The 25,303-nt window shown below is 39.9% G+C and carries 22 protein-coding genes, 1 pseudogene and 1 other annotated feature; of the genes and pseudogenes, 7 read left to right on the top strand and 16 right to left on the bottom strand.

Annotated features, from left to right (window positions below; all coding sequences use genetic code 11):
* Positions 1-2: 2 nt before the first annotated feature.
* The 5 genes from hisH to hisG are packed head-to-tail and all read right to left on the bottom strand — an operon-like array spanning position 3 to position 4,991.
* On the bottom strand, positions 3-596 hold the full coding sequence (hisH, locus tag BO26_RS19020; protein WP_036774279.1) for an imidazole glycerol phosphate synthase subunit HisH: 594 nt from the start codon (positions 594-596) through the stop codon (positions 3-5).
* Positions 596-1,663, bottom strand: coding sequence for a bifunctional histidinol-phosphatase/imidazoleglycerol-phosphate dehydratase HisB (hisB, locus tag BO26_RS19015; protein ID WP_036774278.1), 1,068 nt, complete (start codon positions 1,661-1,663; stop codon positions 596-598). Before hisB ends, hisH begins: the two co-directional genes overlap by 1 nt.
* A 20-nt stretch (positions 1,664-1,683) precedes the next feature.
* The gene (hisC, locus tag BO26_RS19010; RefSeq protein ID WP_036774275.1) at positions 1,684-2,766 is read right to left on the bottom strand and encodes a histidinol-phosphate transaminase; all 1,083 of its coding nucleotides are present in this window, start codon (positions 2,764-2,766) and stop codon (positions 1,684-1,686) included.
* A gap of 2 nt (positions 2,767-2,768) precedes the next feature.
* Positions 2,769-4,085, bottom strand: coding sequence for a histidinol dehydrogenase (gene hisD, locus BO26_RS19005; RefSeq protein ID WP_036774273.1), 1,317 nt, complete (start codon positions 4,083-4,085; stop codon positions 2,769-2,771).
* A gap of 6 nt (positions 4,086-4,091) precedes the next feature.
* On the bottom strand, positions 4,092-4,991 hold the full coding sequence (hisG, locus tag BO26_RS19000) for an ATP phosphoribosyltransferase (RefSeq protein ID WP_036774271.1): 900 nt from the start codon (positions 4,989-4,991) through the stop codon (positions 4,092-4,094).
* A 26-nt stretch (positions 4,992-5,017) separates the two neighbouring features.
* Positions 5,018-5,141, bottom strand: a sequence feature (His leader region).
* Between the two features lie 338 nt (positions 5,142-5,479).
* On the opposite strand from hisG, the gene BO26_RS18995 reads away from it, so the two are divergent.
* Positions 5,480-6,307, top strand: a complete 828-nt coding sequence (locus BO26_RS18995) for an SDR family oxidoreductase (RefSeq protein ID WP_036774269.1) — start codon at positions 5,480-5,482, stop codon at positions 6,305-6,307.
* Between the two features lie 6 nt (positions 6,308-6,313).
* Here BO26_RS18995 and BO26_RS18990 read toward each other — a convergent pair.
* A pseudogene (locus BO26_RS18990) lies at positions 6,314-6,933 on the bottom strand (glutathione S-transferase family protein).
* 182 nt (positions 6,934-7,115) lie between these two features.
* Between BO26_RS18990 and BO26_RS18985 the strand changes: the two are divergent.
* Positions 7,116-8,318 carry a serine hydrolase gene (locus BO26_RS18985; protein WP_051691065.1) on the top strand — a complete coding sequence of 401 codons (1,203 nt, stop codon included), beginning with the start codon at positions 7,116-7,118 and terminating at the stop codon, positions 8,316-8,318.
* 701 nt (positions 8,319-9,019) lie between these two features.
* On the opposite strand, the gene BO26_RS18980 is transcribed toward BO26_RS18985, so the two are convergent.
* From BO26_RS18980 to BO26_RS18960, 5 genes are all read right to left on the bottom strand, one after another.
* Complete coding sequence (locus BO26_RS18980; protein ID WP_036774268.1) at positions 9,020-9,358, bottom strand: hypothetical protein; 339 nt, start codon at positions 9,356-9,358, stop codon at positions 9,020-9,022.
* A gap of 938 nt (positions 9,359-10,296) precedes the next feature.
* On the bottom strand, positions 10,297-10,614 hold the full coding sequence (locus BO26_RS18975; RefSeq protein WP_236637628.1) for a Cro/Cl family transcriptional regulator: 318 nt from the start codon (positions 10,612-10,614) through the stop codon (positions 10,297-10,299).
* A 988-nt stretch (positions 10,615-11,602) separates the two neighbouring features.
* Positions 11,603-12,901, bottom strand: a complete 1,299-nt coding sequence (locus BO26_RS18970; RefSeq protein ID WP_036774265.1) for an HAAAP family serine/threonine permease — start codon at positions 12,899-12,901, stop codon at positions 11,603-11,605.
* A 968-nt stretch (positions 12,902-13,869) separates the two neighbouring features.
* Positions 13,870-14,478, bottom strand: coding sequence for an undecaprenyl-diphosphate phosphatase (gene ybjG / locus BO26_RS18965; RefSeq protein WP_036774447.1), 609 nt, complete (start codon positions 14,476-14,478; stop codon positions 13,870-13,872).
* 504 nt (positions 14,479-14,982) lie between these two features.
* Positions 14,983-15,243 carry a GrxA family glutaredoxin gene (locus tag BO26_RS18960; RefSeq protein WP_036774263.1) on the bottom strand — a complete coding sequence of 87 codons (261 nt, stop codon included), beginning with the start codon at positions 15,241-15,243 and terminating at the stop codon, positions 14,983-14,985.
* A 314-nt stretch (positions 15,244-15,557) separates the two neighbouring features.
* On the opposite strand from BO26_RS18960, the gene BO26_RS18955 reads away from it, so the two are divergent.
* The 3 genes from BO26_RS18955 (at position 15,558) to rlmC (ending at position 17,625) form a co-directional block, all read left to right on the top strand.
* Positions 15,558-15,869: a YbjC family protein gene (locus tag BO26_RS18955; protein ID WP_036774261.1), complete on the top strand. Its 312-nt coding sequence runs from the start codon at positions 15,558-15,560 to the stop codon at positions 15,867-15,869.
* Between the two features lie 85 nt (positions 15,870-15,954).
* Positions 15,955-16,467 carry a type III secretion system chaperone family protein gene (locus BO26_RS18950; protein ID WP_015834991.1) on the top strand — a complete coding sequence of 171 codons (513 nt, stop codon included), beginning with the start codon at positions 15,955-15,957 and terminating at the stop codon, positions 16,465-16,467.
* Positions 16,468-16,491: 24 nt separating this feature from the next.
* Positions 16,492-17,625 carry a 23S rRNA (uracil(747)-C(5))-methyltransferase RlmC gene (gene rlmC / locus BO26_RS18945; RefSeq protein WP_036774258.1) on the top strand — a complete coding sequence of 378 codons (1,134 nt, stop codon included), beginning with the start codon at positions 16,492-16,494 and terminating at the stop codon, positions 17,623-17,625.
* Positions 17,626-17,813: 188 nt separating this feature from the next.
* Here rlmC and artM read toward each other — a convergent pair whose 3' ends face one another.
* From artM to BO26_RS18920, 5 genes are all read right to left on the bottom strand, one after another.
* Positions 17,814-18,482, bottom strand: a complete 669-nt coding sequence (artM, locus tag BO26_RS18940; RefSeq protein ID WP_036774257.1) for an arginine ABC transporter permease ArtM — start codon at positions 18,480-18,482, stop codon at positions 17,814-17,816.
* The gene (gene artQ / locus BO26_RS18935) at positions 18,482-19,198 is read right to left on the bottom strand and encodes an arginine ABC transporter permease ArtQ (protein WP_036774255.1); all 717 of its coding nucleotides are present in this window, start codon (positions 19,196-19,198) and stop codon (positions 18,482-18,484) included. Before artQ ends, artM begins: the two co-directional genes overlap by 1 nt.
* Positions 19,199-19,212: 14 nt before the next feature.
* The gene (gene artJ / locus BO26_RS18930) at positions 19,213-19,947 is read right to left on the bottom strand and encodes an arginine ABC transporter substrate-binding protein (RefSeq protein WP_036774254.1); all 735 of its coding nucleotides are present in this window, start codon (positions 19,945-19,947) and stop codon (positions 19,213-19,215) included.
* Between the two features lie 19 nt (positions 19,948-19,966).
* Positions 19,967-20,695 (bottom strand): arginine ABC transporter ATP-binding protein ArtP, encoded by a 729-nt coding sequence (artP, locus tag BO26_RS18925; protein WP_036774253.1) that lies wholly within the window; start codon positions 20,693-20,695, stop codon positions 19,967-19,969.
* Positions 20,696-20,999: 304 nt separating this feature from the next.
* Entirely contained in the window at positions 21,000-21,899 is a 900-nt protein-coding gene (locus BO26_RS18920; protein WP_036774252.1) for a LysO family transporter, read from the bottom strand.
* A 317-nt stretch (positions 21,900-22,216) separates the two neighbouring features.
* Between BO26_RS18920 and macA the strand changes: the two genes are divergently transcribed.
* Complete coding sequence (gene macA / locus BO26_RS18915) at positions 22,217-23,329, top strand: macrolide transporter subunit MacA (protein ID WP_036774251.1); 1,113 nt, start codon at positions 22,217-22,219, stop codon at positions 23,327-23,329.
* On the top strand, positions 23,329-25,272 hold the full coding sequence (gene macB / locus BO26_RS18910) for a macrolide ABC transporter ATP-binding protein/permease MacB (protein ID WP_036774250.1): 1,944 nt from the start codon (positions 23,329-23,331) through the stop codon (positions 25,270-25,272). Before macA ends, macB begins: the two co-directional genes overlap by 1 nt.
* The last annotated feature ends 31 nt before the right edge of the window (positions 25,273-25,303 follow it).

The raw sequence follows: 25,303 nt of genomic DNA, 5'->3' as shown, positions 1-25,303 counted from the left end.
GCTTACATCTCCAAAAAGTTCTTTAATAGCTTGGCTCCAGCGATGCCGGAACGTTCAGGGTGAAATTGCACACCAAAGAAATTGTCTTTAGCGATTGCGCTGCTGAAAGTATCGCCGTATTCAGTTTGAGCAATGGTGTATGTATTTACTGGAATCGCGTAACTATGGACAAAGTAAAAATAGGCATAGTCTCCAACCCCTCGAAATAGTGGATGCTCTGCTTTTGGCAGTACCTGATTCCAGCCCATATGTGGTAACGGAAGCCGATTAGTTGCCATTTTTTTGACAGGTGAATCAATAAGCTCAAGCATCGTTGCATTGTTATTGCTTTCTTCACTAGTGGTAGCGAATAACTGCATGCCAAGGCAAATACCTAACACAGGTTGGTTCAGTACTTTAATCAACGGTATAAGTTCCCGTTGCTTTAGTTGATCCATTGCTGCACTGGCAGTACCAACGCCGGGTAAAAGTAATTTATCTGCTGCCAGGATCGTTGCTGTTTCTCGGCTGATTTTGGGTTCATAACCTAATCTGCGGATGGCATACGCCACAGATGATAAGTTGGCGCAGCCAGTATCAAGAATGACGACTTTCATCACAAAACTCCTTTGGAACTTGGCAGTGTATCGCCTTCTATCCGAATAGCCTGACGTAATGTCCGGCCAAAGACTTTAAACAGGCTTTCTGCTCTGTGGTGATCATTATTGCCTTTTGTTTTCAGGTGCAGTGTGCAGGCCATTGTATAAGAGAGTGAGCGGAAGAAATGCTCGATCATTTCGGTACTCAGATCACCGACTCGCTGATATTTGAATTCAGCTTTATATTCAAGATGTGGGCGACCGGAGATATCGAGAGCACAGCGAGCAAGGCATTCATCCATTGGTAAGACAAAACCAAAACGGGAGATGCCTCGTTTATTTCCCAGAGCCAGTTTTAATGCTTCGCCGAGAGCTAGTCCGGTGTCCTCAACGGTGTGATGATCATCAATACAGAGATCGCCTTTAACCTGAACATCCATACGGAAACCGCCATGAGTTGCAATCTGATCCAGCATATGATCAAAAAAACCAATACCCGTATTGATTTTGCTGCCACCTTCACGATCTAACCAAACTTCAATGTCGATGGATGTTTCTTTGGTGACACGTTGAATGTGAGCATGGCGATCTTGACAGGTCAGTTGTTCGCTTATAGCTGACCAACTGAGATTTTCCGGATGATAGCGCAATCCCTGAATGCCCATATTTTCGGCCAGTTGCAGATCGGTTTCCCGATCACCAATAACATAACTGTTGGCCGTATCCATCAAACCTTCTGCCAGATATTTTTCTACCAGTTTTGTTTTTGGCTTACGACAATTGCAGCTATCTGCGGGTTTGTGAGGGCAGATTAAAACTTCATCGAAATTGATCCCCTGAGAGTTAAAAATTTGCATCATAAGGTTGTGCGGTGGTTCAAACTCCGCCAATGGAAAACTTTCTGTACCAAGGCCATCCTGATTGGTGATCATAACCAGTTTGAAACCTGATTTTTGCAGCGCAAGCAATGCGGGAATAACGTTGGTTTCCAGTGCTAGTTTGTCCAGACGATCAACTTGAAAGTCTGCTGGTGGTTCAGTAATCAGTGTGCCATCTCGGTCAATAAAAAGTAGTTTCTGATTCATTAGCTTTCTATTTCCTTTGGTTATTTGTTTTTAGTGGAAAGGGCACTAATGGCTTCAACCACCTGTTCACACTCGTTACGAGTGCCTATAGTGATCCGCAGGCAACCATCCAAACCAGGCTGTTTGCGTTGGTCACGCAGGATAATCCCCTTATGCCATAATGTTCTGAAAACGGTCTCAGCATCATAGAATTTCACGAGTATGTAGTTGGTTTCACTGGGAAATATTTTTTCAACGAGTGCTAATTTATTCAGGGCCTGTTGCAAGTAGTCGCGGTTCTCCCTAATTTCAATAACCCGTTTTTGCATAACTGCGATACCTTCTGCTGTCAGTGCTTGTGCTGCAATATGTGTAACAGGAGTAGAAAGTGGATAAGGCGCAATGACTTTTAACAACAGGGCGATGATATCCACAGAAGCGAGAGTAAATCCACAGCGCAAACCAGCCAAAGCAAAAGCTTTCGAGAGGGTTCGCAAAATAACTAAATTCGGATAGTTTTTTAGCCAGCTTGCGATACTATTTTCCGGGCAGAATTCAATATATGCTTCATCAATCGCGACGATTGCGCGGTTAGTAGTCAGTTCCAGAATTTTGCACAGTGAAGCTGGGTTAATGGGGTTCCCTGTCGGGTTATTAGGGCTACAAATGTAGATCAGTTTTACTCGGTCGAGGTTATTTTCAATTTCTTTGATATCCAGTTGCCAATTTTCCTGAGTGGCAATTTTCTTTTGTTCGACACCAAAAGCTTCAGCGCTGACACTGTACATACCATAAGTCGGAGGGCAGAACAAAACAGCATCTTGTCCAGGTTCACAAAATACGCGGATCAGGAGTTCAATGGATTCATCAGCACCACGACAGGCAAGTACTTGCTCAGGTTGTAAACCAGCATAGGCAGCATAACGATGGATGACGGATGCCGGCTGGCAATCAGGATAGCGATTTAGTGTTTGCTCGGTGAATTGGAAATTAGGTGCCAGCGGGTATTCGTTGGCATTCAACCAAACATCGCCATTACCTCCAAGGCGACGGGCAGACATATAAGGTATTAATTTGCGGATATTTTCCCGTGCTAACAGATTGACATCAAAAATATTATCCATGTTCATTCCTTATCTGCAATATTCAGTGCAGCCACACGTAAAGTCACTGCGTTTTTGTGCGCGGTGAGTTGTTCTGCCTGAGCCAGTGTTTCTATGGTCTGAGATAGATTTAATAGCCCTTGCGGGGTTAGTTGCTGAATAGTCATACGTTTCAGAAAATCAGCCAGACCAAGGCTGGAATAAGTTGAAGTGTAGCCATAGGTTGGCAAGACGTGGTTGGTTCCTGAGGCATAATCTCCCGCAGATTCCGGCGACCAGTCACCGAGGAAAATAGAACCTGCACTGGTGATTTTCTCAACCAGTTGTTCTGGCTGGCGAGTCTGAATAATCAGGTGCTCAGGGCTATAGAAGTTACTGATTTCCACACATTGTTGCAGGCTTTCTGTCACGATAATACGGCTATGGTCTAGCGCCTTAACCGCTATCAGATTGCGCGGAAGCTGGGATAGTTGTTTTTCGATTTCCTTTATAACTTCGTTGGCTAACTTTTCATCAGGCGTTACCAATATGACTTGTGAGTCTGGGCCATGTTCTGCTTGTGAAAGTAAATCGGCGGCAGCGAATACTGGGTTTGCATCCCCATCGGCAATAATAAGTACTTCTGACGGGCCAGCGGGCATATCAATAGCGGCACCATCTATTCGTTGGCTAATTTGTCTTTTAGCTTCAGTAACATAAGCGTTACCTGGGCCGAAAACTTTATCTGTTTTTGGTACAGATTCTGTTCCGAACGCCATAGCTGCAATGGCCTGAGCACCGCCAATCTGGAATATTTCTGTAATTCCGCATAATTTGGCAGCATAGAGAATTTCATCTGCAATAGGGGGCGGAGAACAAAGCACAATTTTACGGCAACCTGCTATTTTGGCAGGTGTTCCAAGCATTAAAACTGTAGAAGGTAATGGTGCTGAACCTCCGGGGATATACAATCCGACAGAATCGATGGGTCGCGTTACTTGCTGACAATGAACCCCTGGTTGAGTTTCTACTTCAATCTTTACCGGTTTCTGAGCTTCGTGGAAAGTGCAGATATTATTCATTGCTTGCTGCATCGCCTGTTTAATGTCGTTATTAAGGCGGTTGTCTGCGGCAGCTATTTCTTCTGGTGAAATACGGATATTTTCAATAATGGTTTTGTCGAAACGTAGGCTAAGTTCTCGCAGGGTGTGATCGCCACGTTCTTTTACCGCGTCTAGAATCTGTTCCACTGTGTGGGAAATTTCTTCAGAAGCGACAACAGCAGGGCGTGCTAGTAAAGTTTGTTGCTGTTTACCATTATATTCTTGCCAACGAATTGGGGTCTTGAAACGAGTAATCATCTTTGTTTACTCCATCATTTTTTCAATTGGCAGCACCAAAATGGAACTTGCGCCAAGGGATTTAAGTTTCTCCATAGTTTCCCAGAACAGTGTTTCACTGCTCACCATGTGCATGGCAATGCGGTTCTGATCACCAGCCAGCGGTAGAATAGTTGGATGTTCTGCTCCGGGTAGCAGAGAAATGACTTCTTCGAGTTTTTCACTGGGGGCATGCAACATAATGTATTTGGATTCACGAGCCTGAATGACCCCTTGAATGCGGGTCATCAATTTATCAATCAATTGCTGTTTCTCGGCGGGCATTTCGCCATCACGTTGAATAAGACAAGCTTTTGAACGGTAGATAACTTCTACTTCCTTCAGACCATTTGCTTCCAGTGTTGCACCCGTTGAAACCAGATCACAGATGGCATCTGCTAATCCGGCACGAGGTGCTACTTCTACTGAGCCGTTTAGCAGACAGGATTTAAAGCGGATTTTTTTCTGGTCGAGGTAACGTTTTAACAGGTGAGGATAAGAGGTGGCGATACGGGTGTTTTGCAGACATTCGACACCGGTATAGTTGTAATCCAGTGGGGTAGCCAGTGAGAGACGACAAGTGCCGAAATCAAGACGACGTAAAGTGAAATATTGTGGATCTTCTCCCTGAGCACGACGATTTAATAACTCTTCTTCCAGTACGTTTTCACCAATAATGCCCAGATCAACGACGCCGTCCATAACCAGCCCTGGAATATCATCATCACGTACTCGTAGGATATCGATGGGCATATTTTCTGAGAATGCAATCAGGCACTGTTGTTGCAGATTGATTTTAATACCACAGCGAGATAACAACTCACGGGAATCTTCGCTCAACCGACCAGATTTTTGCATGGCTATACGTAAACGTGATTTATCTAACATTTTTATTCCCCTTGATAATTGGAATCATAAAAAAACCCTCGGAAGAATTCTTCCGAGGGTTTTTATCGCATTCATGCCACCGGAAGACCTGCTAAACGTCTTCCAGTACACAACAGCCTGAAAGACTAATCAGGATGATGGTGATGATGGTTGAACTGAATGCGGATCATAATGGCTTCTCTTTTTTTCTATTAATTTTGTTAACTATGTAATTTTACTAACTATATATTTTTGCTAGTTACTGCTTGCTGCCGGTTGTTTTGTGGTTGACCAGCAGTGGTTAAATTTTTTGCTTGCTATTCAACCTATACGATTTAGCAGGTTAAAAGCAACCTATTTCTTTAAAAGAAATTTATATTTTAATAATATCTTGTTTTTACTTGAGATATTGTTTCCCATGAGAAAAATACAAGGTCAATAATAACAGTAGCTTAATGTTTATATTATTAGCATAATCAATGCAATATCAGGCATATGAAGGAGTGGTGATGAAAAAAATTTCCATTATCGGTCTGGGTTGGTTGGGGATGCCATTAGCTAAGTCGTTGAGTTATAACGGTATGCAGGTTGTTGGTAGTAAAACAACGCCAGATGGCGTAGAAGCAGCACGTATGTGCGGTATTGAATGTTATCTGTTACAACTGGAGCCTCAGATTAATTGTGCTTCTGATGATTTAGAACAACTGATGACAGCTGATGTGCTGATTATCACTTTACCGGCAAGTCGTACTGCTGGTGGCAGTTATAACTATGTCAAAGCGGTTCAGTTAGTTGTTGATACTGCCCTGTCATACTCTGTGCCGAGGATTATTTTCACCAGTTCCACTTCTGTTTATGGGATTGTTGCCGGTAAACTCAATGAAGATGCTCCTTTTTGCCCTGAAACACTATCCGCTCAGGCATTGGTTGAATTGGAAAACTGGTTGCATAAATTACCAAATATTTCCGTTGATATTCTGCGTTTGGCGGGGTTGGTGGGAAGTGGTCGTCATGCTGGGCGTTTTTTGGCAGGGAAGAAAGAAGTTAAAGGTGGTGATCAGCCAGTAAATTTGGTTCATCAGGATGATGTTATTTCAGCGATTAATTTGTTGCTTCAAAGGCCAAAAGGCGGACATATTTATAATTTATGTGCGCCTATTCATCCAACCAAAGCGGAATTTTATCCTAAGGTCAGTGGTCAGCTTAATTTGATTCCACCTGAATTTGCCAGGGAACAAACTCAGGTGGAAAGTAAGATTGTTGATGGTAGCCGTATTTGTAAGGAGTTAGGGTTTGAATATCAATATCCAGACCCAGGCTGGATGCCAATGAATTGATTTTTATTAAGTTAACTCGATCATGACAATTTCTCTGAACGCTGGTCTTTCTGTCATCAAGTGATACCAGCGTTCAATATTTGGCAAAGATGGACGTTCGATACGGACATTGAGCTAAGGGTAGATCATGGGGCCTAATGCAATATCTGCCATACCAAATTTATCGCCGGAAAAGTATTCTTGTTCTGTTAAGGCGTTATCTGCGATTTCCATCAGTTTTTCAATTTCAATCAGTGTTTGTTCTATTTGCTTTTGATCCCGTTCTGCTTCAGGTGTGCGAATAATACCTATCATGAGCTGTCTGATATGAGGAAATAAATGTGAGCCGACCCAATCCATCCATTTTTCCGTATTTGCTCTCTCTTGTAAGTTTTGCGGATAGAGAACATTTTCACCAAATTTTGCTGCAAGATAACGGACAATCGCGTTAGATTCCCACAAGATAAAATCACCTTCTTGCAAACAGGGAATTTGTTTATTTGGATTCAATTTTAGATATTGTGGATCATCCAGTTTGCCAAATTTACCGCCAATATCTATCTGGTTATACGGCACATTAAGTTCTTTCAGGCACCAAAGTACTTTTTTACATTAGAAGAGTTTTTACGGCCCCAAACGGTCAGCATTGGTTTCTCCTTGAATTGGGATATTAGGAAGTTATTTATTGCTATCCACTATTTCTCATCAGCTTAAATTAAAACTAGTGATAAGAACAACCTTTACACTGTTAAATTGGTTTCTTATCGTACAACATCATATATTAATAGAAATTTGACATTGTTCTTGCAACCAAAAGGGAGGAACGTTAATGAAGAAAAATCTGGCTATGACAATGAAATGTGTTACTGCGGCGCTGACGGTGATATTAGTAGCAAGTACTCACGTTTATGCATCGAATGAACCGATTGTTCCTTCGGTGGATGCTAAAGCTTATGTGTTGATGGATTATGACAGCGGTAAAATTCTGGCCTCGAATAATCCTGATGAACGGCTTGATCCAGCAAGCCTGACAAAAATTATGACCAGCTATGTGATTGGTCAGGCGATAAAAACAGGAAAAATCACGCCAGAAGATGTGGTTACTGTGGGAAAGGATGCCTGGGCAACGGGTAATCCGGTATTGAAAGGTTCTTCTCTGATGTTTCTTAAGCCGGGTGACCAGGTAAAAGTGATTGATCTGAATCGAGGCATTGTTATTCAGTCTGGCAATGATGCTAGCATTGCTTTAGCTGATTATGTGGCAGGTAGTCAGGATGCGTTTGTTAGTCTGATGAATAATTATGTAAAATTACTCGGGTTAACTAACACCCATTTTCAAACGGTCCATGGACTGGATTCTGAAGGGCAATTCAGTACTGCCCGTGATATGGCGGTATTAAGCCAGGCGATGATCCGTGATGTTCCTGATGAATATGTTCTTCATAAAGAGAAAACGTTCACTTTCAATAAAATCCAACAGCCCAATCGTAATCGATTATTATGGAATAAAGATATGAATGTGGATGGTGTGAAAACAGGATATACCAGTGGTGCTGGTTATAATTTGGTTGCTTCAGCGACAGAGGGACCAATGAGACTTATTTCTGTTGTGTTGGGTGCGCCAAGTGATCGGGTTCGTTTCACAGAGAGCGAAAAATTACTTTCGTGGGGCTTCCGTTTTTATGAAACGGTAACACCAATTAAAGCCAGTGAATCATTTGTTTCAGAAAAAGTTTGGTATGGTGATCGTTCAGATGTTGTTCTTGGGGTGGAAAAAAATGCAGCAATCACCATTCCCCGAGGTCAACTGAAAAACCTGAAAGCCAGTTACACGCTGAATCAGACACCATTAGAAGCACCTTTGGCAAAAAATCAGGTTGTGGGTGTGATTAATTTTCAATTGGGGGATAAAGTTATTGAACAGCGTCCTTTAGTTGTTAAAGAAACTGTTGAAGAAGGTGGTTTTTTCAGCCGTATTTGGGATTTTATTGTCATGAAAGTTAGTAGTTGGTTTAATGCAATTTTTGGTTGATTTAACGTAATCTTATGTGGAAAGGTAAGGTTTCTGGTCTGGTGCGCGGCATTTTTGCCGCGCTCGCCTTAACAATGGCATTTTTACCTGTTTCAGTTTTACCAAATACGATAAGTTTTCCGGCCCCAAGGGGAGTAATAATGATATTGAATTTTTCTGTGGGTCTATACCCTATGGATTTCAAGATGTATCGCGACGGCAAGGGAGCGAATCCCCGGGAGCATAGATAACGATGTGACCGGGGTGAGTGAGTGCAGCTAACAAAGAGGCAACTTGAAAGATGACGGGTATATAAGTAATTAATGGCTAATGGTTGTAAATATAGCTTATTTAATTGTTTTATTATATTGTTTTTAGGTTATTAAGTGTGCTTAGATAAATCTATTATAATTGGTTTTTCTATTGTTTTTGGTGTTTTTATTTAAAGGAATATTTATTTAATTAAACGTGAGTTTATGAAATCAAGATTGTTATTATTGAACATCAAAGATGTTGTTGATGGTATTAGATTTGGAAAAATTTTGTCAAAACAGGCAGAACTCTGATATTACAGTTCTGCCTGGAAAGGGTAGCGTTCGATAGAAATTATCTTTTGGCCAAGAATAAACATCAGCCTTATTCTACCAAGAAAATACTATGCCAAATTTATATTGTAACAATATTGTATTCGGCATAGATATTTGGCTGCTTATAAATTTATCTTAAGAAGCCAGCAGAGTTGCGTTGTAGATATAATTGTATCCACCAGGAGAAACTGCTGATGAAGAAGTTATATTTACACGTTTGTTATTACTGCAAGCGTTCAGAAGAAGATGATACAGAGCTGCTCCTCTGTAGTCCTGAGCATTCCACCATAAGAGATAGTTAAATTTACCGTTAGGGAATTGCATAGTAACAGTAATCTGCAATTGGTTTTGATCAGGTGCAGCTTGGACTGAGCTTACTGTACCGACTGCGAAATAATAATTAGGAGCCTGAGTGGTTTCGGTTTTAGTTTCAGTTGCCACTTCACTGTTTGAAGAAGGATGTGCATAGTTCATTGTATTAATCCTATAATTTAATGTAGTTAAAAAATAAATTCTTATTACCTAAAGATGCGAAGTAATAAATTGTCCGCCGAAGAAATATAAGATAATTGGTAATTGTAATCCATATTAAAAGTTTATCTGTGTTATATAATTATTGATGCTATTAAAATGTGGCCAATAATATATTTACCCTAAGGAGTTAGATATGTAATAATCAAATACATGGTGATAATCAAAAAATAATATTGATATTTATTGCTGGTTATTTGAAAGAAAGAGTTAATAATCTATTCCCATTGGCGTTATTATTGCGGGACATTACTGTTAAATAATTCGTAGATCGAAACGTTGTGTAGAAGCTGATGGGCGCACGTAGTACATGATAAATTATTTTATTTATCTGCTTAATCTGTATTTTTTAGAGTGTATTTTGTTCAAATGTTAGTGAGTTATCTATGTTTTAGGTATTTATATAATTATAAATTTGGTGATTAATAGTTGTGGTATGTTTCATGGATAATAATATCAAATAAAATAATTTTATTAATAATGTTAATATATTATTGAAGTTATTTTTTTATTATAAGATATTAATGATGTGTAAAAGATGGAGATTATCTTATTTTTTTAAATTTAATTGTTGGTACATTATAGCGAGTATTGTATTGACGAAATATATAGTTAAGTAAATTAACTTATGAATTGTCTTTTGTTATTTCTATAAATTCATAATTTAAAATAACATTGAATACAATCATGATGGGCAGAACGTTGAGATTATGTTCTGCCCTAAATCTGGTAGGAAGCATCTTTATGAAAAGCAGCTTTATTCTACCAGAGATATGTTGCGCCTGATTCCTGTTTACGACCAATCAATTTACCTGAAATCAGATTAAGTTCTTATTAGGAGTCTATTATTTGGCGCAGACATTTAACAAAGGATGATTATTTTACATAGATAATTCTACGTAACTAATATAATCACGATCGAGAGGTCCTACTTTTCCTACTGTTCCTATTTTTATATCTTTCTTAGCACAAAGAGCTTCCATTAGAATCTTATAAATAGCCATTCCTCTATTATCCATAAGGTTCCATTTTAAAAGCATCTCTTCAGAACCGCCATCAAGGAGTAATACAGTCACCATGACTTGCATGACATTATCAGGCATAACTTTCATGCTAATAACTTTACAGCTACGTAAGACCATATCATCCATCATATCTTTATCTTTGACTAAAGAAGGGTGCATATCGTTAATCATCATAATAAACTCCATAATATATTGTAATTTATTGATAAAGAAACTTATATCTTCTCAAGAAAAGAACGAAAAACCGCTAGCTTGAGAAATATAAGGTGGTTGGTACTTCTACTATAAAAAGCAATCTACACAAGAAATATTTTTTGCACTAAAAATATAGGACAGTTGGCATTTTTAATTGGCATATAACATTTTGTCTGACACATATAACTATAGGTGCCATTTGGATGTTGTCAATTAAATTTAAGAAAATAATTTAATTAATTGATAAATATAATTATATTGCGCCAAAAAGAAAATAAATTGTAAATGTGAAAGAGTTGTAATTTCTTACATTCTGTATAATTAGATAGAATTAAGATATTGTTGATAATATATTTATATTGGGATGATTAATGTGATAATTAAAATACAATTGCATTTTTAACCATGTAAAATAATATGATTTTTATTTTTTTAAGATTTATATAATTATCAATATGAACGAGTTGTTATGTGTCTTTTTTATAAGAAAACTTTTCTATGACAATTATTTGTCTGTTCTTAAAAAAGTTTATTAGAGAATAAATAGAGTTATCATTGGTTGTCTTAATATAAGGATCGGATATATCAATAAATTCTGATATCAATTAATGTTATTAACAATATAAATATTTATTTAATATTTCAATAGTCATATACCCAATAGATTTCAAGATGCATCGCGACGGCAAGGGAGAGAATCCCCGGGAGCATAGATAACGATGTGACCGGGGTGAGTGAGTACAGCCAACAAAGAGGCAACTTGAAAGATAACAGGTATATACCGAATGAACTTCAAGATGCTTGAGCCGTCAGACATAAAAATATTTAAATTCAACAGCATAATCGTTTTTCAAACATGCACTTTGAAGTGTCTTGAGTATACATCGATAAGTATTTTGATTCGATGCGTAGTAGATAGAGTTAAGTACGGCGGTTGCTGTCCGCGAGAACAGCAACCGGGAATTTATTATGCAAATAGTGAGTAAAGAACAGCGGAAATAGCCACTAAGCCCATGAATACAATAAATATGTTACTCAGTTTGCCGCTATATTTGCGCATAGCAGGAACTTTGCGGATTGCATACATTGGCATGATGAACAGCAGCATTGCGATAATTGGACCGCCCAATCTTTCGATCATTTCCAGGATGCTTGGGTTCAGGGTAGCAACTATCCAGGTTGTTACTAACATGAAAGTAGATGTGATACGGTTCAGTTTATTCGGTTCAATGGTTTTACCTTGGTCACGTAGAGTTTTGACCACCATACCGTTAAAACCCTCACGAGCACCCAGATAATGACCAAGGAAAGATTTGGTAATCGCTATGAATGCAATAAATGGAGCAATGTAGGCAATCACTGGGGTATTAAAGTGATTAGCCAAATAAGACAGAATAGAGATGTTCTGTGCTTTAGCTTCTGCCAGGTTTTCTGGAGATAGGCTTAGTACACAACTGAATACGAAGAACATGACTGTCACAACCATCATAATGTGGGCATATGACAGGATGCGGGAGCATTTTTTCTCAGCGTTTTCGCCGTACTCTTCACGCTTTGCTACCGCGAATGCAGAGATGATTGGTGAGTGGTTAAAGGAGAATACCATTACCGGAATTGCCAGCCACAGAGTAATTAGCAGCCCGTGACCAGTGCCTGATGCAGAAACAGAGATGTTTTCGAAAATCGCGGTATTCCAGTTAGGGATCAGATAAAACGCCAATAGCATCAGAACGGCAACAAATGGGAATACCAGAACGCTCATTGCCTTAACAATAGCTTGTTCACCGAAACGAACGATGGTCATTACACCAACAATTAGAATCAGAGCCAATAGGGCACGGGGCGGAGAGGGCAGATGTAATTGGTGAACAATAAAGCTGTCTACGGTGTTGGTAATAGCAACACTGTAAACCAGTAGTATTGGGTAGATGGCGAAGAAGTAGAGCAGGGTAATGAGTTTTCCTGCCAGCTTGCCGAAGTGCTCTTCTACCACTTCAGTAATATCTTCACCTGGATTTTTACCGGAAAGTACAAAACGGCACATCCCGCGGTGAGCAAAGAATGTCATTGGGAAAGCCAGTAATGCCATCACCAGCAGAGGCAGCAAGCCACCAATACCTGCATTGATTGGTAAGAACAGTACACCGGCACCAATCGCAGTACCATATAAACCAAGCATCCATACTGTATCTGATTTACGCCAGGTTTTATAATCGCTTGGGCTGGCAGCTTTTGGTGCGATCGTACCTGTTTGAGTCATATCCATAATTATATCTCCGAGAATAACGCGGTAAATTAAAAAACAAAATTTCAATACCACAAGCATTCAATAAATGCATGTGGTTTAACTCTTTCTTTATAAAGAATAAATTTTTTAAATATGTCTGGTTTTTATTTATTCGTTTTTATTACCATATTGACATATTGGTCGAAAATTAAACTTTAAATTAGCAAGCCAAAATTTTCTCTTTACTTTCTTTTTTGAAAGAAAGTCTGAAAATTTTAACTCCAGACTTTTGATGATGGCAAGATAGCGATTTTTAGTGAATAGTACTGTGATCATAGTCTCAAACGCCGAATAAATCCCGTATAGTCATAATGTTACGAGATTTAGTGTAATTGTTGCTTGAATATTACCAGTTTTAATAAGGTCAAATTATAACCTTAATTGAGTTGTTACTCAACTCTCATTATTCTCTTATGTTTTTGCTATTACTTTATCTTTTGTTTACATTTTAATGAATGGAAATGAAAAATAGAAGTAAGAATTAATAAATTGATAAATATCAATTTGTTACTGGATATTAAAATATTTATATCTTATATGCCATATTTGTATCTTTGTGAAAAATATATATAAAGTCAGAATACTGATTGATGACGTCAATAATGCGAGTGAAATATAAGCGATGAATTCTTCGATTAAATATTAATAATTCCTATCGTTGTATATCTAGTTACATAGTGGTTTAGTACAGATTTCTTGACTGATGAAAGGAGTTGAGTTGAATTGTAAGAATGGATAGATGTTAAATATGGTCCATAATATGACTCTGTTGCTTAATGAATATTCATTTTTTAGGGTGAAATTAACCAATAACTTCTAATAAAACGGTCTTGATTGGAGTAGTGTTTGCTAGTCCGGAATAATTAATTTGCATTTGTGTTGCTGATTAAGAATACAATCATGTGTCAAGGATTAGCTTCTTTATGAGCTCAAGTTGGCAGTATGCATTAATCTTTTATCCAGCCTTTACGGATAGGAAAAGCACAGCAGCGTTGGTACAGGTTATTCAATGTTCTTTGTAAATTTTCACCAGACAAGAGCCATATCATTTGTGTAAAAGCGCATGCCATCAGACTGACGAGAAATGCGCCAACCATATCCATCGGCCAGTGGACACCTAAATAGACTCTGGACCATGCGACAGCCAACGCGATTGCCATCAAACACAAACCTGGCCAAATCCTGTACCAGAACAGAAAAGATAAAGCGAACGTAAAGACAGCTGTTCCGTGATTACTTGGGAAGGAAGTTGTTGGTGCGTGAAGAAGAAAATTATAACCGAAACCTTCTGCAAAAGGGCGGTCGTGAGGGCAGAGTAAACCGATACAGAATGAGGTTAGCATAGCAAAACAGAAAGCAATGGTAGTTTTACTGACGATAACACGGTGATGGGGAAGGGCACGTTCTGAACCCCAGAACCAAAAGCCCGCCAATATCAAAGGAAAAACCAGACCCAGATATTTCGCAACAAAAATCGCTATTACAACCATCACTGGTGATGATTCTGGTGTGGCATTGAAAAAAGTAAACAGATTATGGTTTATTTGCTCTAACAAATCGGGCCTCACATCCAGTCTCTTGTGTACATAACGACAATTGGGCGTAAGAGATTAAAGTTGGTGAGTGAATGAGTAAAGAATAATTGTCATAATTATTTGATGTTATTTATTTTTGGTTTATATTTTCACCAGAAAAATGTTGGGTAGTGGTGATAATCAAGACTGTTAATGTGTTGATATATATTGAAATATTTTCGTAATCAGCTTGGTCTGGAAAATGGGTTATATGCGTGCGAAAGTCAGATTCTTCAGGTGATAAAAAAACCCGATAGCCTTGAACCAAAATGGATGAGCTATCGGGTTCCTCAATATGGGGATATCAAAGAAAAGCAGTGGCATTAACTCAGACTACGATTTGGCAAGAAAGTTCTTCGTGATAAGAAAAAAATACCAAATCTTTTTCAGTTTGATGAAAATAACACTTTTTGCACAAATCAACTGAGTAAGCTGTTGTTAATCAATGGCTGTTTTTACAGCTAAAAAGTAAGGTTCGAAGTTCGGTTATTGTAATAAATGATGTTTTTTTACATATGCTTCGAAATCTGTACAACCACCAATGTGTTTCTCATCAACGAAAATCTGTGGAACCGTTTCTACTGGTTTACCAACAGTTTTTTCTAGATCAGCCTTAGTAATACCTTCTGCGTGAATATCAACATAGTTGAAGTCAAAATCATCTCGTTGTTCTTTCAGTCTTTCAGCCAGCTCTTTCGCACGGACACAATATGGGCAGCCAGGACGGCCAAAAATCACAGTAAACATATAAACTCCTCTTGGTTATATTAAAATATACCTGTTATCTTTCAAGTTGCCTCTTTGTTGGCTGCACTCGTTCACCCCGGTCACATCGTTATCTATGCTCCTGGGGATTTGCTTCCTTGCCGTCGCGGTGCATCTTGAAATCTATTGGGTATAATCCTGATTGATGTATTGCTCATGTTCATTGATAGTCACTATGCCTGCATAGATTTGTAAAAAAAAGCAGGAATTTCCTTTTGTTTTAATTAATTATACCGATGTTGGCAATAGATTTTCGGTAGTATAATGTTGCACCAAGGTTGTAAGTGAGGATACTAATGAAGAGTAATCGACAGCGCTGTATGAGTTCATTGGCAGATATGCCAAAACAGGTTATCCTGCTGGAAGTTATTGGCATTGGGTGGTTGCTCCTGGCATATTTGACTATCAATGATATTGTTATCTTAACAGATCTACTAATGACTCCAGAAGCGCATATTGTTATGATTTTCGTAGGGATTGGTTGTCTGATTCCTGCTGTGGTCAACATCATCTGGCGTGCAGTGTATGGTCTCTCTTTTCTGGGAATTGATCATAAAAAAGAGAGTAAAAATAAGTCTAAAGGTATCGATAACGGTAAAGAAAAATAATTTATCAGTTATTGGTGATAGCGCGATAAAGAATTATTTCGTAAGCTATAGCGCTTTTTCATTTTCCGGTGTATGGGGTTGTTAGATGGGTTCACTTGTCATTCCTGACTTACCAGTATTGCGTGAGTGGTTGGATCAGCTCAAAATTTCCTACTTTGAGTGTGATTCGTGCCAGGCACTGCATCTACCTCATATGCAGAATATTGATGGCTTATTCGATGCTAAAATTGATTTGCTCGATAACGTCATCTTGTTCTCTGCTTTGGCTGAGGTGAAGCCAACAGCAATTATTCCTTTAATGGCTAATCTAAGCCAGATTAACGCAAGTTCACTGACTATTAAGGCTTTTCTTGATATTCAGGATGAAAACTTACCGAAATTAGTCGTATGTCAGTCTTTTTTGGTTTCTGCCGGGCTTACCTTTTCCCAGTTTTCTCATTTCTTACAACAAAGTGAAGAGCAAATTGCAGGTGTAATTTTTGAAATTCACAGTAATAACCTGTTGTACATTAACCGTGATATTGAAGTCGAAGGTGACATTGAAGAAGACGAAGAGTCACAGGTTTCTACTAAAGCACCGACTTTTACTTTGCACTAATATTTCCAACACGGTCATTCAACAATGCAATGTGCACAGTATTCCTCAGGGCATTGTCACTCCTGTCAGTGGCTTGAAAAACCCTATTTCCAGCAATTAGAAGATAAGCAGCGGAATTTAAAACAGTTATTGGCTCAAACTATTGTTGGCCAATGGTTGTCCCCGATTGCCAGTGAACAACGTACTTTTCGCAATAAAGCTAAAATGGTTGTCAGTGGCAGTGTGGAACGTCCATTGTTGGGTATGTTGCATCGTGATGGAATCGCGGTTGATTTGTCTAACTGTCCCCTTTATCCACCGCATTTTCAGCATGTATTCGATATTGTTAAATCTTTCATTGCTTGTGCTGGGTTAACGCCGTATAACGTTGCCCGTAAACGGGGTGAACTAAAATACCTGTTGCTGACAGAAAGTCGTAATAGCGGTGAAATGATGTTGCGCTTTGTACTGCGTTCTGAAACGAAAATTGCTCAATTGGAACGAGCTTTGCCCCAATTGAGAGCGCAATTACCACAACTTACCGTTATCTCTGCCAATATTCAGCCAATCCATATGGCGATTTTGGAAGGTGAAAAGGAGATCCTCTTTACCGAGCAGCAAGTACTGAAAGAAGAATTTAATGGCATCCCTCTTTACATTCGCCCACACAGCTTTTTCCAGACTAACCCGAAAATTGCGTCTGAATTATACGCGACAGCAGGGCGTTGGGTTCGTGAGTTGGAAATTAATAGCATGTGGGATCTGTTCTGTGGCGTTGGTGGTTTTGGACTTCATTGTGCAGATAAAAACACCCGTTTAACTGGAATAGAAATCAGTCCTGAAGCGATTGATTGTGCCCGTGATTCGGCCAAAACATTGGGTTTGGAAAATATCGAATTTCAGGCTTTGGATTCAACACATTTTGCTGTAGAAAAAGCGCAGATTCCGGAACTGGTTCTGGTAAATCCACCTCGTCGAGGAATTGGTAAAGAATTATGTGATTATCTCAGCAGAATGGCGCCTGGTTATATTATTTATTCAAGCTGCAATGCTCAGACGATGGTGAAAGATATCGCTGCGTTAGCTAATTATCGTGTAGAAAAGATACAGTTGTTTGATATGTTCCCTCATACTGAGCACTATGAAGTTTTAACATTATTGGTATTAAATCGTGGCTGATTTTATACCCAATAGATTTCAAGATGGATCGCGATGGCAAGGGAGCGAATCCCCGGGAGCATAGCTAACGATGTGACCGGGGTGAGTGAGTGCAGCCAACAAGAGGCAACTTGAAAGATAACAGGTATATATTGTGAAGAAGGGGATGATGCGGTAGAAAAATGCTCCATCCCATGATAGCCAAACATTTAATTGCGATGCTCAAAAGTCAGCGCACGGCGTTCAATCATCCTCATCAGTAAAGTCAAGATACCGTTAACACACAGATAAATCACACCTGCGGCAACAAAAGCCATTGCATCATAATTACGGCCAAACAAGAGTTGGCTGTATCCCATCACTTCCAGCAAAGTAATTGTGCTTGCAAGAGAAGTACTTTTGAAAATCAATACGACTTCGTTGGAATAGGAAGACAACGCTCGTTTGAAGGCATATGGTAGCAGGATCTGAATAGATTGTGCCTTAGACATTCCCAACGCTTGGCAGGAATGCCACTGACCGGCAGGGATTGCTTTTACTGCACCGTAAAATAGCTGAGTAGAATAGGCGGCACTGTTAAGCGCTAGCGTCACCATTGCACAGAACCAGGGTTCAGACAGTAGCTGCCAAAACAACGGATATTCTTTTATGGATGGAAATTGCCCTGGTCCGTAATAAACCAGAAAGAATTGCACCAGCAAAGGTGTGCCGGTAAATAGAGTGATGTAGGTTTTTACCAGTTGTGTTAGTACTGGCAATTTCATGGTCAAAATTATAGTGAACAGCACGGATAGCGTGAAAGCGACAAAAAGAGCCGTAATAGTTAAACTCAGGCTGATTTGCAGCCCCGGCAAAATTTGTTGAATATACTCAAACATCAGGAAGCACTCCGATCAAAGCGAGTGGTATGCATCTCGATTTTCTTCAGAATAAATTGACTGATCAGGGTGATAGCCAGATAGATAAACGCCACAATCATATACCAGGTAAAGGGTTCCTGAGTACGTGTTGCAATACTTTTGGTTTGTAACATCAGATCATTAACACTGATAAGCGATACCAGCGCGGTATCTTTCAGTAAAACTAACCACTGATTGCTAAGCCCAGGTAGAGCATGCCGCCACATTTGGGGCATTATCAGGCGGAAAAATATTTCAGCACGGCTAAGACCCAATGCCAGCCCTGCTTCCCATTGGCCTGCCGGAATTGCTTTTATTGCGCCTCTCAGTGTCTGCGATGCATAGGCAGAATAGAGTAGGGAAAGCGCAATGACACCACACAGGAATGGGTTGACAGAAAAATCTTGAATGTCTATCTGAATTCTGGGATGCCAGAAAATAAGAGAAATATCAAAGCCATCAGCCAACATCATCAGGAATTGTGATGCGCCGAAGTAGACAAACAGCACAACCAAAATTTCCGGTAATCCTCTGAACAGCGTGACCCAGCAGGTGCCAAGCATGGCTAAGGGTTTCCAGCGGGCTGATTCCCAGGCAGCGAAGATCATTGCCAGAATCAGGCCAAGCACCAATGCAGAGATGGCAAGGCCGACGGTGATACCGGCGGCATTTGCTAAAGATTGAAATTCATTCATTGAGATTCAGTTACTTATTTAAACCATTTTTTATAGATGATGTCGTAAGTACCATCTAGTTTGATGTCAGTTAATGCTTTATTCAGTTTGTCCTGTAGCTCCTTGTTACCTTTACGAACTGCAAGACCTAAGCCGATACCAAAGTAATTTGGGTCAGTAACTTTATTGCCCACTGTAACTAAGTTTTCATTCTTTTTCAGCCACTCGTTTACAACGGCAGTGTCACCAAAGACAGCATCCAGGCGACCGTTTTTCAGATCCAGAATGGCATTCTGATAGCTGTCATAGGGAACGGTTTTAATTTCTTTCTGTTGTTCCATCAAGTATTTCTGGTGAGTTGTACCGTTCTGGATACCTACTTGTTTTCCTTTCAAGTCCGTGATACTGGAAATTTTGCCTTTAACTGCGATGAATGTCGCTGAGTTGTCGTAGTAAGTATCAGTAAAATCAACCTGCTTTTGACGCTCAGGCGTGATATCTATGCCAGCGGCTAAAGCATCAAAGCGACGAAATTTCAGGCTTGGAATTAGACTGTCAAATGATTGGTTAGTGAAAGTGCATGTAGCATTAATTTTCGTACAGAGGGCATTTGCCAGATCTATGTCAAAACCTTGAATTTGATTGTTTGCGTCAATGAACTCAAACGGGGGATAAGTGGCTTCCGTAGCAAAACGAATGGTCTCTTTTTCCGTGGCGGCTGCAGATAAAGTCACTGTACCCAAGAGGGTTGCAAAAAGTAATTTTTTCATCGCTATATCCTATTAATAGTTAGTGTGACAGATAGTTAGCAAAGGCTTTGGTTTGTGGCTGAGTAAAATGGCTGGTATCACCTTGTTCTATAATGCGCCCGTTTTCCATATATACGACACGGTTTGCGGCTTTACGGGCAATTTCCACTTCATGAGTGACGATAATCTGTGTAATACCCGTTTCGGATAATTCACGAATAATATTCACAACCTGCGCGGTAATTTCTGGGTCTAATGCCGCTGTAGGTTCATCAAATAACAAAACCTGTGGTTCCATCATCAAGGCTCGGGCAATAGCGACCCGTTGTTGTTGCCCTCCGGATAAATGTTGTGGGAAGCGTCCAGCAAAATCATTTAAGCGCAAACGGGAAAGTATTTTATCCGCTTTTGCCAGAGCCTGTTGTTTGGGTAAACCGAGTACACGGCAAGGCGCTTCGATTAGATTATTCATAACCGTCAGATGTGGCCACAAGTTATATTGCTGAAAAACCATACCTACATTCTGACGTAGAGAACGAATCTCTTTTGGACTAGGTGTTTGTTTAAAATTGAATTGATGATTAGCAATATTCAACTGGCCGGAACGTGGTATTTCCAGCAAGTTTAATACCCGCAATAAAGTGCTTTTACCAGCGCCACTCGGTCCTAGCAAAACCACGGTTTCCCCTGAAGAACACTCAAGATTAATGTTAAACAGTGCTTGATGCACACCGTAATAGCAATCAATGCTTTTTAATTGAATACTCATGCTTTATTTCTGAATAGTCAGTGATTTAGTGTGATGCTAAACCCGTTGGCATAATTATGCAATATTTTATACAGATAATATTACTAATTGATATTTCAATTACATATCTGATTAACCAGTTCTATTCGCTATCCATACAAATTTTTAACAAAAGCTTATTTATGCTATTTTTATACTTAGAAAATTGAGGGGGACGCCCATTGATAGGCAATTTAAGGTGAATAGTTATTGCTTACTACTGATGGTGATCAAACCCTCAAATCGTAATTTATGGCACTAAATATCATTGTGGCTGAAACTCTGATTAAGTAAAGAGTGCTATTAGTAAAGGAGCGAATAAGCTCAAGACAAAACCGTGAACAATAGCTGCCGGAACGATACTGACACCACCGCACCGTTGTAATACTGGTAGGGTGAAATCCATAGAAGTCGCACCACTTAACCCAATTGCACTTGAGCGATATCGATTAATCAAAGCCGGAATTAACATAATTGCTGCCAGTTCACGCGCCAAGTCATTAAAGAACGCGGCACTGCCGATTACTGGCCCGTAAGCATCAGAAAGCAAGATACCAGAGAGGGAATACCAGCCATAACCGGAAGCGAGTGCTAAGCCTGTTTTCATTGGCAGTCCAAGGATCAATGCTGCGACTGCACCACCAACAAGCGCACTGATTGCGACAATAATCGCAATAATCATACCTCGGCGGTTCAGCAATATTTGTTTCAGGTTCATACCACTGTTACGTAATTGAATACCGACTAGTAACAGTAAAATAACCAGAGCGATTTTACTGGCACTATTGGAGAAATGTAGCCATGACCAGCCGGTTAGTCCGAGTAGGAAACCTAAAATCAGAACGCCACATAATTTCAGTGATTCAAAAACCATATGTAAACGGGAAGGGGGTTTTTCCTGTTTATGTGGACCGGTAATCCATGGATCACGTTTTTCAAGAAGGAATAAAGCCAGAATATTGGCGGCAAAAATACATAAGAAAAATACGGTTGCATACTGAAAAATAGAGAAGAGGTTACGGCCTAAGTCTTCCTGTAAAGCAAGACTTACCCCCATGACAAACAGAATCACATATACCATCGCATTGAGGAGGCGATGAACAGCACTTAGCAGAGTTTTACTACTCAAATGGACGAAATAACCAAGCGTTAACGGCAAAAGAATGATCAACAGCCCAGAATACATAATTAACATCCTTTTTTAAAACAGTTAACGTCTTTTTATCTAAATTTAGTGCAAAAATTGACTGCTAAGACCACAAAAGTGAATATAACAATTTTTTTGCACCAAGAGAACAGTCAAGATTAGGGAGAAGTATGCTGCTATTCAAAGAATTTTTTTATTCTTATATGTTGGTGTGTTATTAATAACTTTCAGTGAGTATAAAACTCAAACGGAGTTGCATCTATCTGGAATGAGGGAAATTTCCTTTTTTCGTGGCATTGCAAGAAACATTGTTTTTGCCGTTCCTTTGATCAAGTGATTAAGGTAATGATATTTAAATGAATTTTATTAGTTCGAAACATCGATGGATAGTGTTTTTAGTTATTATGGCTGTTATCGCATCGGTTTTGGCATATTTTCTGCGTAAGCCAGAAACGGTTAAATATCAGACTGTATCCGTCATTAAAGGCGATTTGCAAAAAAATGTACTGGCAACAGGTAAGCTGGATGCGGTCAGAAAAGTGGATGTTGGGGCGCAAGTTAGCGGGCAGTTGCAAAACTTGTATGTTGAAGTGGGGGATAAGGTGAGAAAGGGCCAGTTATTGGCATTGATCGATCCCAAACCTGCCCAAAATCAAGTGAAAGAAGTTGAAGCGACGATCAAAGAATTAAATGCTAATTTGATGGAAGCTAGGGCGCAGTTGAAACTGGCACAGCTGACATTGCAACGTCAAAACGATCTGGCAAAAGTGCAGGCGGTATCTCATCAGGAATTGGATCAGGTTAAAACAGATGTTGAAGTAAAAAGAGCGAGGGTAGAAACGTTACTGGCGCAAATTAGCAAAAATAAGGCCAGCCTTGATACTGCCCAAACTAATTTACAGTACACCCGTATTACTGCCCCGATGGATGGTATTGTTGTCAATATCAAAACACTTCAGGGACAAACGGTAATTGCGGCACAGGAAGCCCCGACCATTCTGACATTGGCTGATCTTGGCACGATGTTAGTAAAAGCAGAAGTTTCGGAAGCGGATGTTATTTACCTGAAACCAGGTCTGAAAGCCTCTTTTACTGTATTAGGCGCGCCTGATAAAAACTTCACGGGGGTGTTGAAAGATATCTTGCCAACGCCAGAAAAGATTAATGATGCAATTTTTTTCTATGCCCGCTTTGAGGTGCCTAATCCTCAACAACTTTTGCGTTTACAAATGACCGCTCAAATCAAAATTCAACTAGATTCCTATCACGACATTTTAATGATCCCTCTTTCAGCTCTGGGTAAACAAATCACCTCAACCCGCTATGAAGTAGATATTTTGAATGGTGGTAAAGAAGAGAAGAAGGAGGTGAACATTGGCATACGCAATGATGTAGATGTACAGATTTTATCTGGCCTGAAAGAACATGAGCAGGTGATTACCAGCCGCGGTGAAGCAGGGGATGAGTAATGAATGCGTTACTTGAACTAAAAGGCATAGAACGCAGTTATTCTGCTGGCGATGAACGGGTAAAAGTACTGGATAATGTCACTTTGTCTATTTATGCCGGGGAAATGGTAGCGATTATCGGCGCTTCAGGATCGGGTAAATCGACACTGATGAATATTCTTGGTTGTCTTGATAAACCCAGTAATGGTGAATACCGGGTTGCGGGACAGAATATTGCTGAACTGAATAATGATGAATTGGCTGCATTGAGACGGGAGCATTTTGGATTCATTTTCCAGCGCTATCATTTGCTGACCCACTTAACTGCTGAACAGAACGTAGAGATTCCAGCTGTTTATGCAGGTGCCGCTAAAACAGAGCGCAGGCAGAGAGCGATAGCTTTGCTTGGTCGTTTAGGGCTTGAAGAGAGAATCAACTATCGGCCAGGACAACTCTCTGGGGGACAGCAGCAGAGAGTCAGTATCGCCAGAGCGTTGATGAATGGTGGTCAGGTTATCTTAGCTGATGAGCCAACAGGGGCGTTGGATAGCCATTCCGGTGAAGAGGTGATGGCAATTCTCAAGCAACTATGTGAACAGGGGCATACTGTCATTATTGTCACTCATGATCCTAAAATTGCGGCTCAGGCACAGCGGATTGTTGAGATAAAAGATGGTCACATTATGAATGATTCTGGTTCACAATTGCATAAAGACGTGCTTAAAGCCCGGTCAGCGACATCAAAAATATCATCAATACGCCAAATCCTTGGCCGATTTAATGAAGCTTTATTGATGGCATGGAGAGCGATGGTTGCTAATAAGATGCGAACTTTGCTGACCATGTTGGGAATTATTATTGGTATTGCATCCGTAGTGACTATTTTGGTTATCGGTGATGCAGCTAAGGCGTTGGTGTTATCCGATATTAAAGAGATTGCAACGAATACCATTAGTGTTTATCCGGGAGAAGATTTTGGTAGTGATGATCCAGTCAGTAAGCAGGCGCTGAAAATATCAGATGTAGATGCTATTAAAGCGCAGCCCTATATTCTGGCGGTTTCACCTGTTCTTGAGGGAGGTATGCGCCTTCGTAAAGGAAACATTGATGTTGCGGCGAGAGTATCGGGTATTGGTGATGAATATTTTCAGGTTTATGCCCAGCGCTTTGCCCAGGGGATGAGTTTCACATCGGATATGGTACGCCGTCAGGGACAAGTTGTGGTTATTGATAAAAATACCCAGCGTAAGTTATTTCCATATCAAAAAAACGTAATTGGGGAAGTGATCCTGATGGGTAATATGCCCGCTACTATTGTAGGGGTGATAGCTGAAAGAAAATCTGCATTCGGTAGTGATAGCTCATTACATGTTTGGTTGCCTTACAGTACGATGGCCAGTCGTCTGATGAACCGCAATTACCTGGATTCTATTACCGTAAGAATAAATGATGGCCATAATTCCAAAGATGCAGAACAGAAGATTGTTAAATTGCTGACCTTACGCCATGGAAAAAAGGACATTTTCACCTATAACACGGATATGCTGATAAAAACAGTGGAGAAAACCACTCGTACCTTACAACTATTTTTGACGATGGTAGCGGTAATTTCACTGATCGTTGGTGGTATTGGTGTTATGAATATTATGTTGGTTTCGGTGACAGAACGAACAAGAGAGATTGGTATCCGTATGGCAGTAGGAGCCAGGACCGGTGATGTTATGCAGCAATTTCTAATAGAAGCTATTTTGGTTTGTCTGGTCGGCGGTGTTTTGGGAATTGCACTGTCTTATATGATTGCATTTATTGCTCAATTAGCGCTCCCTGGCTGGCATTTCGTTTTCCAACCTGTTGCTTTACTCAGTGCTTTTGCCTGTTCTACTGCAATTGGTGTGATATTTGGTTATCTACCTGCTCGTAATGCTGCTCGCCTTGATCCAATAGAAGCCCTGGCAAGAGAATAATGTTACGCCGCAGACGATTGCCAGCGGCGTG

Origin of the sequence: Photorhabdus australis DSM 17609 (genome assembly GCF_000711895.1) — a bacterium.
GTDB lineage: Bacteria > Pseudomonadota > Gammaproteobacteria > Enterobacterales > Enterobacteriaceae > Photorhabdus > Photorhabdus australis.
Note: the sequence above shows the minus strand (reverse complement) of the source record. Positions and strands in the feature narration are given on the sequence as shown.